11 protein-coding genes are annotated in these 11,316 nt (G+C 66.4%); 5 read left to right on the top strand and 6 right to left on the bottom strand.

Annotation, left to right across the window (positions count from 1 at the left end; all coding sequences use genetic code 11):
- Positions 1-2 precede the first annotated feature (2 nt).
- From ABIA30_RS10690 to ABIA30_RS10680, 3 genes are read left to right on the top strand one after another with little or no spacing between them, the layout of a single operon-like run.
- On the top strand, positions 3-1,706 hold the full coding sequence (locus ABIA30_RS10690; RefSeq protein WP_370065513.1) for an MCE family protein: 1,704 nt from the start codon (positions 3-5) through the stop codon (positions 1,704-1,706).
- Complete coding sequence (locus ABIA30_RS10685) at positions 1,706-2,437, top strand: mammalian cell entry protein (protein ID WP_370064885.1); 732 nt, start codon at positions 1,706-1,708, stop codon at positions 2,435-2,437. The genes ABIA30_RS10690 and ABIA30_RS10685 overlap by 1 nt, the downstream gene beginning before the upstream one ends.
- Positions 2,437-2,934, top strand: coding sequence for a mammalian cell entry protein (locus ABIA30_RS10680; RefSeq protein ID WP_370064883.1), 498 nt, complete (start codon positions 2,437-2,439; stop codon positions 2,932-2,934). The genes ABIA30_RS10685 and ABIA30_RS10680 overlap by 1 nt, the downstream gene beginning before the upstream one ends.
- 65 nt (positions 2,935-2,999) lie before the next feature.
- On the opposite strand, the gene ABIA30_RS10675 is transcribed toward ABIA30_RS10680, so the two are convergent.
- The 4 genes from ABIA30_RS10675 to ABIA30_RS10660 are packed head-to-tail and all read right to left on the bottom strand — an operon-like array spanning position 3,000 to position 5,311.
- The gene (locus tag ABIA30_RS10675) at positions 3,000-4,442 is read right to left on the bottom strand and encodes a trehalose-6-phosphate synthase (protein ID WP_370065511.1); all 1,443 of its coding nucleotides are present in this window, start codon (positions 4,440-4,442) and stop codon (positions 3,000-3,002) included.
- 32 nt (positions 4,443-4,474) lie between these two features.
- Entirely contained in the window at positions 4,475-4,636 is a 162-nt protein-coding gene (locus tag ABIA30_RS10670; protein ID WP_370064881.1) for a hypothetical protein, read from the bottom strand.
- A 22-nt stretch (positions 4,637-4,658) separates the two neighbouring features.
- Entirely contained in the window at positions 4,659-5,030 is a 372-nt protein-coding gene (locus ABIA30_RS10665) for an intersectin-EH binding protein Ibp1 (protein ID WP_370064879.1), read from the bottom strand.
- Positions 5,030-5,311, bottom strand: coding sequence for an intersectin-EH binding protein Ibp1 (locus ABIA30_RS10660; RefSeq protein ID WP_370064877.1), 282 nt, complete (start codon positions 5,309-5,311; stop codon positions 5,030-5,032). Before ABIA30_RS10660 ends, ABIA30_RS10665 begins: the two co-directional genes overlap by 1 nt.
- A gap of 210 nt (positions 5,312-5,521) precedes the next feature.
- Between ABIA30_RS10660 and ABIA30_RS10655 the strand changes: the two genes are divergently transcribed.
- Complete coding sequence (locus ABIA30_RS10655) at positions 5,522-6,346, top strand: SDR family oxidoreductase (RefSeq protein ID WP_370064875.1); 825 nt, start codon at positions 5,522-5,524, stop codon at positions 6,344-6,346.
- 14 nt (positions 6,347-6,360) lie between these two features.
- Here ABIA30_RS10655 and ABIA30_RS10650 read toward each other — a convergent pair whose 3' ends face one another.
- Positions 6,361-7,011 (bottom strand): response regulator, encoded by a 651-nt coding sequence (locus tag ABIA30_RS10650; protein ID WP_370064873.1) that lies wholly within the window; start codon positions 7,009-7,011, stop codon positions 6,361-6,363.
- The gene (locus ABIA30_RS10645; RefSeq protein ID WP_370064871.1) at positions 7,004-8,230 is read right to left on the bottom strand and encodes a sensor histidine kinase; all 1,227 of its coding nucleotides are present in this window, start codon (positions 8,228-8,230) and stop codon (positions 7,004-7,006) included. The genes ABIA30_RS10650 and ABIA30_RS10645 overlap by 8 nt, the downstream gene beginning before the upstream one ends.
- A 133-nt stretch (positions 8,231-8,363) precedes the next feature.
- Between ABIA30_RS10645 and ABIA30_RS10640 the strand changes: the two genes are divergently transcribed.
- On the top strand, positions 8,364-11,264 hold the full coding sequence (locus ABIA30_RS10640) for an RND family transporter (RefSeq protein ID WP_370064869.1): 2,901 nt from the start codon (positions 8,364-8,366) through the stop codon (positions 11,262-11,264).
- Positions 11,265-11,316 lie beyond the last annotated feature (52 nt).

Below are 11,316 nucleotides of genomic sequence, written 5' to 3'. Positions count from 1 at the left end.
TGTTGTTGACCCGCCTCGCGCGCATCCAGCTGGGCATCTTCGCCGTCGTCACGGTGGTGTGTCTGGCGCTGATCACGACGTCGTATCTGCACCTGCCGGCCGCCCTCGGGCTGGGGGCGTACAACGTCACGGCTGACTTCAAAGTCGGCGGTGGCATCTACCAGCAGGCCAACGTCACCTATCGCGGTGTGACCATCGGCCGGGTGGAGTCAGTCGGGCTGACCGACACCGGCGTCATCACCCGCATGCGGCTGAACTCCGATACGTCGGTGCCCGACAACGTCACCGCCACCGTCAAGAGCATGTCTTCGATCGGTGAGCAGTACATCGATCTGGTGCCTCCGGCGGATCCCTCGCAGAAGACGCTGCGGGACGGTTCGAACATCGGCGTGGACCGCACCGCGGTGGGGCAGGACATCGTCAGCCTGCTCAACCAGGCCCAGACGTTGGTGACCAGCATTACCAACACCCGCTTGCAGGATCTGCTGCGCGAATCCTTCAAGGCGTTCAACGGATCTGGTCCCGAGCTGTCCCGGTTGATCCAGTCGTCGCGGTTGTTGGTGGACGAGGCCAACGCCAACTCCGATGCGACCAACCAGCTGCTGGACCAGGCGGGGCCGCTGTTGAAGGCCCAGATCCGCAGCGGTGACAGCATCAGGACCCTGGCGTCCAGCCTGGCGACCCTGACCGGCGAGGCGGCGAAGGCCGATCCGCAGCTGCGGTCGCTGTTGCGGACGGTGCCGGGTGCCACCGAGGTGGCCAACGAGACGTTCGAGGGCATCCGTCCGACCTTCCCGATGCTGGCCGCCAACCTGGCCAACTTCGGCCGGATCGGCGTGATCTACCACAAGTCGATCGAACAGGCCCTGGTCATCTTCCCGGCGTTGATCGCGGCGCTGCTGACTGACGCCGGCGGTACCCCGATCGACGAGGGCGCCAAGCTGGACTTCAAGGTCAGCCTGGGCCAGCCGCCGTGCATGACGGGTTTCGTCCCGGCGCCGTTGATCCGTACCCCTGCGGACACCACGGTGCGGGACTTGCCGAGCGACCTGTACTGCAAGACCGCGCAGAACGATCCGAGCACCGTCCGCGGTGCCCGTAACTACCCGTGCATGGAGTACCCGGGCAAGCGCGCCCCGACGGTTCAGCTGTGTCGTGACCCGCGTGGATACGTGCCGATCGGCAGCAACCCGTGGCGTGGTCCGCCAGTGCCGTACGGCACGCCGGTTGTCGACCCGCGCAACATCACTCCGGCCAACGGGTTCCCGAACATCCCACCGGGTGCCGACTATGACCCGGGTCCGCCGTCGGTGCAGTTGCCGCCGGGTGTGCCCGCCGGGCCGGGGCCGGCGCCCAACGCGCCGTTCCCACTGCCGTACCCGCCGAACACGCCGGGACCGCAGCCGCTGCCGTGGCCGTTCTTCGCGCCGCCGGATCAGAACGTCCCGCCGTACGCGATCAACAACCCCCCGGCACCGGACGGTGCAGGCCCCCTCCCGGGTCCCGCTCTGGCCCCTGCAGCCGGTGCACCCGCACCGGCGCCCGACGGTCAGCCGCAGGCGGCCGGCGTCAGGTCCACGACGTACGATCCGAAGTCGGGTGTCTTCAATGACCCTGCCGGTGGCACAGGTGTGCTCAGCGGCACCGACAAGGCGGATAGCGCGGAGACGTGGTCTGACCTGATGAAGGATCCAAGGCAGGTCTGATGATTGACGAACCGGCTGCGACGGACGAAACGTCGGAGCCGCCAGTCGGCCGTGTCCGCAGGCGGGCCTCGCGGCCCGCGGGCCCGGTCGAGCTGACCGATGCTTCGGGCGCGCCGCTTGACGTGGCGCTGCCGTTACCGTCGGCCTCCGACAATGCCGGGGCCGGTGGCTCGGCGACGCCAGCCACGCCGTGGGCGGTGCCGCGGCGCCAGCCGCATCGCTCCTTGGTGGCGGCGGTCGGCCTGAGCATCGCGGCGGTTCTGGTTGCGGCGTTGGCCGTCGGTTCGTGGTTCCTGTGGCACGGAAACCAGCAGCTGCAGGCCGCGGCTGACCGTGACCAGCGATTCGTCGACACTGCCAAGCAGACCGTGGTCAACATGTTCAGCTACAACCAGAACACCATCGATGAGAGCGTCAACCGGTTCATCAACGGCCTGGGCCCGGGACCGTTGCGCGACATGATGAGCCAGAACAACAACGGCGACAATCTCAAGTACTTGTTCAAGCAGACGCAGGCCAACTCCGAAGCGGTGGTCACCGCGGCGGCGCTGGAGAACATCGACGAGACCGCGAAGATCGCCAAGGTGCTGGTGACGGCACGGGTGACGCTGTCGGATATGAACGGGGTGAACCAGCCGTCCCACGCGTACCGGCAGCGAGTGCTGATACGTGAGGACGACAACGGCCACATGGCTGCCTACGACCTGAAATACCCGGATGGGGGCAACTGATGGGCCGCACATCGAGTCGGCTCCTGGTGCTGTTCGGGGCATTGCTGGGTGCCGCCGTGGTGGTTCTCGGTGCCTGCGGCGGGGCCGCCTATTGGACGCACGCCGAACTGACTGCTCAGCAGCAGACCAGCGCAACGCTGCCCGACTTGGCCAAAGAAGAGATCCCGAGGATCTTCGGTTTCGACTACCAGTCGATCGAGCGCAGCCGGGTCGAGGCCTATGAGCTGATGACGCCGTCGTTCCGCAAGCAGTACGAGGAAGACACGGCGAACAAGATCGTTCCCGAGGCGCGCAAGCATCATGTGGTCAGTCAGGCGAGCGTGGTAGGCGCCGGAATGCTTGATTCACAACGTGATTCGGGCTCGGTGCTGGTCTATCTGAACCAGACCTTCACCAACGAGTCCAAGCAGCCCATGTATCAGGGCAGCCGACTGCGCGTGGATTTCGTGAAGGTCGGCAACACGTGGCTGATCAACCAGATGACGCCGATCTTCTGACAACTCGCGCACGTTCCGTCACGAACAGGCAGCAGGCGGTCCGTGACGGAACCGCGGGAAATCTTTCAGTGGCGAGTGCCGGCCAGCGCGTCGAGGAACGCCCGGGCCCAGCGATCCACGTCGTGCGCCAGCACTTGACGGCGCAGCGCACGCATCCGGCGGCGCCCTTCCTCGGGTGACTGGGTCAACGCGGCGGCGATCGAATCCTTCACGCCATCGAGATGATGCGGGTTGGTCAGGTAGGCCTGGCGGAGTTCCTCTGCCGCGCCGGTGAATTCGCTGAGCACGAGTGCCCCGCCGAGGTCGCTGCGGCACGCGACGTACTCCTTGGCCACCAGGTTCATGCCGTCGCGCAACGGCGTCACCACCATGACGTCGGCGGCCACGAAGAAGGCGATGAGCTCGTCGCGGTCGACGGGTCGGTGCAGGTAGTGCACGACCGGGTGACCGATCTCGCTGAACATGCCGTTGATGTGACCGACCTGGCGCTCGATGTCCTCGCGCATGACCTTGTAGCTGTCCACCCGTTCGCGGCTCGGGGTGGCCAGCTGGACCAGCACGGTGTCGTGCCGGTTGGCCCGGCCCTCGGCGAGCAGTTCGGAGAATGCGCGTACGCGGACGTCGATGCCCTTGGTGTAGTCCAGCCGGTCAACGCCCAGCAGAATCTTGCGTGGGTTGCCCATCTCGCTGCGGATCTCGCGTGCGCGCTGCCGGATCTCGCGGTTGCGGGCCCGGGCATCCATCTCGGCCGAGTCGATCGAGATGGGGAAGGCCCCGACCTTCACCTTGCGGAAGCCTGTTTGCACCTCGCCGAAACGGGACCGGACGCCGACTGACGCTCGGGACGCGTTCGCCCCGAGCAGACGCCGGGCGAGCACCAGGAAGTTCTGGGCGCCGCCGGGCAGGTGGAATCCGACCAGATCGGCGCCGAGCAAGCCTTCGATGATCTCGGTGCGCCACGGCATCTGCATGAACAGTTCCACCGGAGGGAACGGGATGTGCAGGAAGAACCCGATGGTCAGATCCGGACGCAACATACGCAGCATCTTGGGCACCAGCTGCAGCTGGTAGTCCTGGACCCAGACGGTGGCGCCTTCGGCGGCTACCCGGGCGGTCGCTTCGGCGAACCGCCGATTCACGTCGACGTAGCTGTCCCACCATTCGCGGTGGTAGATCGGTTTGACGATGACGTCGTGGTAGAGCGGCCACAACGTGGCGTTGGAGAAGCCCTCGTAGTAGTCAGCGATGTCGTCGGCGGACAGCGACACCGGACACAGCAGGAGATCCTCCTGCTCGATCGGTTCTTCGTCGCTGTCGGCGACGCCGGGCCAGCCGATCCAGGCGCCACGGCGCTTGCGGAGCAACGGCTCAAGCGCCGTCACCAGGCCGCCGGGACTGCGTTTCCATTCGATGGAGCCGTCCGGCAACCGCTCCATGTCGACGGGCAGCCGGTTTGCGACCACCACGAAATCCGAATTACCGAACTGTTGGGCGTCTCCTGTATCGATGTCCCCCGAGGCTTCATCGCCTCTACCGGAGGTCACGCGTCGATTTTCGGCCCGATACCCAGCATCGACAGGAACGTCCGGCATTCGTCGGCGTCGGTGGCGTACGCAGCCACCACCCGTCGAGCCTGACGGGCAGTGCTGTCGGCCAGCGGCTCGACGTCATCGATGTCGGCGGGGTCAGTTTTCGCAGCCATTCCACAACTCTAGGGGACGAGGCTACGGACTGGAGCTGACGGTCGAGTGCGGCGACACGTTGGGCGCCTGGTTCTCCGACAGACCGATGCATTGGCCCGAGTTGCCGCCGGTGCACGGAATGCCGTCGATCTCCGGGATGTCCGGGTTGGCGCCGTTGACGGGCGACACCGACTCGGAGAAGTTCCCCGAGTAGTCGGGCCCCTGTTGGGTGCTGGTGTTGGGCGACAGGATCGGCTGGCAGTCACCGCTGAACACGTCGGATTCCTCGCCTGCCGCGCAACTGGCCTGTGGCACGTGTGCGGTTGGTGCGGCGGATAGCAGCATTGCAGTAGGCGCCGCGGCGATGGTCAGCGCGAACCCGCAAGCGGTCAGCAGTCGTCCGATTTGTGCCATCAGTGACCGTTCTCGGACAGGCCGATGCACTGGCCCATGTTGTGGCCGGTGCAGGGGATGCCGTCGACCGAGCCCAAACCATTGCCTGGCGCCTGTACGTGCACCTGGTTCTGGGGCTGGGACGAGCAGCTTCCGCTGATCGGGTCGGAGATCATCCCGGCCGGACAGTCGGCGACGAACGCAGCCGGCGACGTCCCGAACGCGATCGCCACCGGTGCGGCGAGGGAGGCCAGGGCGAACCCACCGGTGACGAGGATTCGTCCGGTGCGTGAGGTTGTCATTTTTCCCACTTTCATAACGTGTGGTACTGCGGGGCCGGGTCTGTAGTTGAATCGGCCCGATGGCAGCTACCTCGCAGAATACGCCGTTGACGGCAGCGTAGATCGAAATCAGGGCGGCGGGCCCTCGACGGCGGACGCGAGGTAGTGAACAACTTTCAAATGTTGTATACAAGAACCAGCTTTCGGCCATCGGCGATGAATGGGGTAACAGTGCAGATTTCGTTGGCGGACCAGACGGTCCTGATCACCGGCGGCGGCAGTGGCATCGGCAAGGGCATCGCCGCAGCCGTGGTCGCGGCCGGCGGCAACGCGATGATCGTCGGCCGAACCGAGGCGACGCTGGAGGCCGCGGCCAAGGAAATCGGCGGCAACGTGCGGTTCCAGACCGCCGACGTCACCAATGAGGACGATGTCGCCCGGGCGGTTGCCGCGGCCGCAGCATGGAACGGCAAACTGTCCGGCACCGTGCACTGCGCCGGCGGCTCGCTGACCGTCGGACCGGTGACCCACCTCGACTCGGAAATGTGGCGGCAGACGGTCGATCTGAACGTCAACGGCAGCATGTACGTGATCAAGCACGCGGCGCGGGAGATGGTCCGGGGCGGCGGCGGCTCGTTCGTCGGCATCTCCTCGATCGCGGCGAGCAACACCCACCGCTGGTTCGGGCCGTACGGCGTCACCAAGTCGGCGCTGGACCATCTGGTGCAGCTGGCCGCCGACGAACTCGGTGCCTCGTGGGTGCGGGCCAACAGCATCCGCCCCGGCCTGATCCGCACCGATCTGGTGGCGGCCAGCATCTTCGAATTCGAGCCGCTGCGGGAGGACTACAAGCAGTGCACCCCGTTGCCGCGGGCCGGCGAGGTCGAGGACATCGCCAATCTGGCGGTGTTCCTGCTCAGCGATGCCTCGCAGTGGATCACCGGCCAGTTGATCAATGTGGACGGCGGCCACATGTTGCGCCGGGGCCCGGATTTCTCGGCCATGATGGAGCCGATGTTCGGCGCCGACGCCATGCGCGGGGTGTTCAGCGAATAAGTCTGATTCCCAAGCTATTTGGGCGTGACCACGCCGTGGTCGTAGGCATAGACGATGGCGGCGGCGCGGTCACGCAGATCGAGCTTGGTGAAAATTCGCCCGATGTGGCTCTTCACCGTCACCTCGGAGATGACCAACCGCCGGGCGATCTCGCCATTGGTGGCCCCCGCGCCGATCAGCTGAAGGACATCGACTTCGCGGGCGGTGAGCTTGTCTGCCACATCGGCGGACACCGCCCCGGGGGCGCGCCGGTAGTCGCTGAGCACCCGGGAGGTGACGGCGGAGTCGAGATAGGACGCGCCCCGCGCGACGGCATGCACCGCCCGGATCAGTTCTTCGGCCGGCGAGTCTTTCAGGATGAACCCCGAGGCACCGGCGCGCAAGGCCCCGGACAGAAGCTCGTCATCGTCAAAAGTGGTCAGTGCCAAGGCCGGTGGGCCGTCGGCGGCGCGCAGCGTACGGATTGCATCGACGCCGCTGACCCGCTTCATCCGCAGATCCATCACCACCACGTCTGGGCGGTGCAACGCCACCGACGCCGGTACCTCGTCGCCGTCGGCGCACTCGCCGACCACGTTGAACCCGTCCTTGCGGCGCAATATCCTGCGCAGGCCGGAACGCACCAGCTCCTGGTCGTCCACCAGTAGCACGCCTATCTCAGTCATGGCTGACCCTGTTGCGGTGCAGGTGCTTCCGGATGATCGGGCACGGCGAAACATCGACGGAGATGGGTACCCTGGCCTGCACTGTCCAGCCGTCCAGATCGGGGCCGGCGCGGAATTGTCCATCGAGCACCTCGATGCGCTGGCGCATGCCGGACAGACCCGAGCCGGATTCTCGCGGAGTCCGGGTTCCCGGCGGAAGGTCGTTGCGCACCGTCAGTACCGCCGCGTCCGCCGCGACCCGTAGCTGCAGATCGGCGTTCGATGCCGGGGCGTGTTTGGCGATATTGGCCAGCGACTCCTGCGCCACCCGGTACAGCGCCAGACCGACGCCGGCGGTGACGGTGTCCGGTGCGCCGTCGATGTGGGAGTCGACTCGTAGTCCTGCGGTGGCGAAAGTCGACACCAGATCGGGGATGTCCGCCATTCCGGGCTCGGGGGGCGGCGCCGCCGTGGGATCCTCGCGCGGCCCGGTGCCGAGCAACCCGACGGTGCGCCGGATATCCGACATGGCTTGTCGGCCAAGCCGTTCGGCATCGAGCAGGCCGTCCACGGCTTCCTCGACATCGTGGTCCTCCTGCAGGGCGCGGCGCGCTCCGGTGAGGTGCAGCATGGTCACCGACAACGAGTGTGCGATGACGTCGTGGATCTCCCGGGCGATACGGCGACGTTCGTCTGCGGTGGCCTGCTGCGTGCGGGCGGCCTGCCGATCGCGTTCCTTGAGGACGAGTCGTTGTTGCAGCTGCAGAATGCGACCGATCATCGCGGCGATGGCCAAGAAGAACAGGAGATATTGCAGGGGCGTGTCGAGGTGCCCGGTGTGGTAAGCGCCGATGAGCAACAGGGCACTTGCAGCCCCGGCCAGCAGCCCGTCCCGCAGCGAGCCCAAGGCAAACACCTCGCCGAGCATGAACATCAGCAGGAATGGCGCAGCATCCAGAGTGATCGGCGGCCAGGAAAGGAGCATGGCGACCGCGGTCAACACGCAGGCTGCAGCGGCCAGCGGCACCGGCTTCACCCCGAACACGATGAACAGCAGGATTGGTCCCAGTGCCAGGAGGAAGGCCGCGGCCAGTAGCCAGGGGCGAGTGAAGTCGCGCTGCACCGCGGCGGTGCCGCCGACCATCAGGCTCCCGGTGTACATGACGATCGGCACGGTGAACGGGAATTCGTAGGACACCAGCCCGCGACGACGCATGGCGAAGTCGCGCAGCCAGTCCATGGCGCCAGCGTAGAACCTTTGACTACCTCGCACATCATGCTTGGGCAGTCACGGATCTCCTACCACGGTAGGAGATCCGGTTTCGCCTGCGGCACGACGACGTGCGGCTGCGGCCCTCGTAATTTCGGTTGCCATGTGGGACGCCATCGCGAGATTCTCCAGCCGGTTCGCCGTGGTCGTCATCGGATTGTGGCTGGTGGCGGCTGGCGCCGGCAATCTCCTTGTGCCGCAGGTGGAAACGACCGCGCACAACCACGCACGTGGATTCCTGCCGGCAGATGCCCCGGTGAACGTGGCCGGGGCGCGGATGGGAGAGCAGTTCCACGACGGCTCCGGCGGCAACCTCAACTACCTGGTGCTGGAGAGCGACCATCGGCTGGGACAGCCCGAGCGTGCCTATTACGACCGGTTGGTGTCCACCTTGCGTGCCGATACCTCGAACCTGGACTCGTTGATGGATCTGTGGTCGGACCCGGTGACGGCACCCGGCGCGCAGAGCGCCGACGGCAAGGCGGCGTACACCATGCTGCGGATCCGCGGCGAGCTCGGCGCCACGAAAGCCAATGCGGCGCTGGACGCGGTGCGACAGACGGTGGCCCGGGAGCCGGCGCCGCCGGGCCTGCGCGCCTACGTGACCGGTCCCGGCGCCACCATCGCCGACGAACTCAGCGCCATCGACAAGCAGATGCTGATGATCACCGGCGTGACCGTGGTGCTGATCGCCCTGCTGTTGTTCGCCGTGTACCGGTCGGCGATCACCGCGGCGATCCCACTGCTCACGGTTGGTCTCGGTCTCGGTGTGGCCCGGGCGATCGTGGCGATGCTGGGGGAGCGGGAGTTGATCGAGGTGTCGATCTTCTCGGTGTCACTGCTGGCCGCAATGGTGCTCGGCGCGGCAACCGATTACGGCATCTTTCTGCTGGGGCGCTATCACGAACAGCGCCGCAACGGCGTGGCGCACGAGGAGGCGCTGGTCGTCGCGAACCGCAGTGTCGCCCCGGTGATCGCGGCGTCGGCGCTGACCATCGCCGCGGCACTGTCGTGTCTGTTGTTCGCCCAGGTCGGAATGCTGCGCAGCGCCGGATTGCCCTGTGCCATCGGCATTCTCACCGGCATGTTGGCGTCACTGACATTGCTGCCCGCATTGATCGGGCTGGCCGGGCGGCACGGTCTGGCGCAACCGCGGGCGCGCAGTCGGGTCTCCGGCCGGGCTTGGCGTCGGGTCGGCACCGTGGTATCCCGCTGGCCGGGACCGGTGCTGGTGGCATCGAGCCTGGCGCTGGCGGTATGCGCGATTCCGGTGGTCGGGGTGCGGTTGGGCTTCGATGAGCTTGCCGCCCAACCGGATTCCACCCACGCCAACCGTGGCTATCAGGCCATGGATCGGCACTTTCCGGCCAATCGCCTGCTGCCGGAGATCGTCTCGATCCAGACCGACCACGATCTGCGGAACCCGGCGGGCGTCATCGCGATCGAACGCGTCACCCGAAAGATCATGGCAATCGGGGGTATTCAGATGGTCCAATCGGCGTCGCGGCCGTCGGGGTCGCTGCCCGAGCAGGCTACGTTGACCGATCAGGCCGGAACCATTGCGGACCAATTGGACGACGGCGTGGCGCAGCTGGGTAAACGCCTGGGCGCTGTCAACCAGTTATCTGCGACGCTGGACCAGTTCTCCACTGCCATCACGCAGTTGCAGAAGGGGCTGGGCGGCAGCGTCAACGGGCTGGGGCAACTGAACTCGGGTATCGACGCCATGCACGGCGGCATGCAGCAACTGCAGGACAACGTGACTCAGGTGTCGCAGTATCTGGACCCGTTGCGCAATTTCACCAATGCCAACCCGAATTGCGCGGGCGACGGCATCTGCTCATTGGTGCTCAAGGCCGTCCAACCGATGGACTCGGTCGTCGCGTCGACCGCGGCGTTGACCGACAGCACCCTGAAGTTCGGTTCGGGCACCACCGACATGGCCTGGTCATTGTCCGGCGCCGAGGCCTCGGTCCGCCTCATGCGTGGAGCAGTTGACCAACTAGGTGCGGTCACAACACAATTGACCAAGACCGTCGGCGAGACTCGCAGTATGTTCTCCGGGCTCACCGACTATCTGCGTGGCGTACGCGCCGACTTCCGCAGCAGTGCCGACGGCGGCTTCTATCTGCCGCAGCGGGCCTGGGACGACCCACGGTTCCAGCGGGCCGCCGGCTTGTACTTCGCGCCGGACGGTCGGTCGACCCGGTTGCTGGTCTACGGCGACGGCAAGGTGTTCGGTACCGATGGCGCCCAGCGCTCGCCGCAGATCCTGGCCGCGGTGCGCGAGGCGACCAAGGAGGGCACGTTGGTCTCGAACACGGTGGATGTCACCGGTTTTGGTACCGGTACGGCAGAGCTGCGCGGTTATGTGAGCAATGACTTCCTGTTGCTGGCCGCGGTGGCGCTGTCGTTGGTATTCCTGATCGTGCTGATCATGTTGCGCAGTCCGGTGGCGGCAACGGTGGTGATCGGCACCGTGGTGGTGTCGTACGTGTCGGCGCTGGGGGTCAGCACGCTGGTCTGGCAGGACCTGATCGGCAAGGATCTGCACTGGGCGGTGCCGTCGATCGCGTTGATCGCCCTGGTCGCCGTTGGCGCCGACTACAACCTGCTGCTCACCATGCGGATGCGCGAGGAGATGTCAGCGGGCTTGAAGACCGGCATGATCCGGACGTTCGGTGGCACCGGTGGCGTGGTGACGACCGCGGGAATCGTCTTCGGTATCACCATGTTTGCGATGCTGTCGAGCGATGTGCTCAGCATCGAGCAAGTGGGCACCACCATCGGGGTGGGCCTGCTGGTCGACACCCTGATCGTGCGGACGTTCGTGGTGCCGGGCATCGCTGCGCTGTTGGGCCGATGGTTCTGGTGGTCGCCGGCACCGTTGGTTCGCAATGTGCTGGCTCGGGCCTTCGGCCGTCATCCGCGGGCAGCCGCACAGGGACGGTTACCCGCCTCTGTGCGGCTCGACCCAGCGGTCGCCGCCGCCAACGTAACCTGATCGCGGACAACCCGGTCCGGCAATCTCCCACGGCGGCGCGTACGGGACTGAG

Origin of the sequence: Mycobacterium sp. MAA66 (genome assembly GCF_041261665.1) — a bacterium.
Classification (GTDB): Bacteria; Actinomycetota; Actinomycetes; order Mycobacteriales; family Mycobacteriaceae; genus Mycobacterium.
Note: the sequence above shows the minus strand (reverse complement) of the source record. Positions and strands in the feature narration are given on the sequence as shown.

Excerpts from the sequence above, each read along its gene's own strand:
- ABIA30_RS10660 (WP_370064877.1), bottom strand. The coding sequence starts at position 5,311 with ATGACAACCTCACGCACCGGACGAATCCTCGTCACCGGTGGGTTCGCC.
- ABIA30_RS10680 (WP_370064883.1), top strand. The coding sequence starts at position 2,437 with ATGGGCCGCACATCGAGTCGGCTCCTGGTGCTGTTCGGGGCATTGCTG.
- ABIA30_RS10645 (WP_370064871.1), bottom strand. The coding sequence starts at position 8,230 with ATGGACTGGCTGCGCGACTTCGCCATGCGTCGTCGCGGGCTGGTGTCC.
- ABIA30_RS10670 (WP_370064881.1), bottom strand. The coding sequence starts at position 4,636 with ATGGCTGCGAAAACTGACCCCGCCGACATCGATGACGTCGAGCCGCTG.
- ABIA30_RS10685 (WP_370064885.1), top strand. The coding sequence starts at position 1,706 with ATGATTGACGAACCGGCTGCGACGGACGAAACGTCGGAGCCGCCAGTC.
- ABIA30_RS10640 (WP_370064869.1), top strand. The coding sequence starts at position 8,364 with ATGTGGGACGCCATCGCGAGATTCTCCAGCCGGTTCGCCGTGGTCGTC.
- ABIA30_RS10650 (WP_370064873.1), bottom strand. The coding sequence starts at position 7,011 with ATGACTGAGATAGGCGTGCTACTGGTGGACGACCAGGAGCTGGTGCGT.
- ABIA30_RS10665 (WP_370064879.1), bottom strand. The coding sequence starts at position 5,030 with ATGGCACAAATCGGACGACTGCTGACCGCTTGCGGGTTCGCGCTGACC.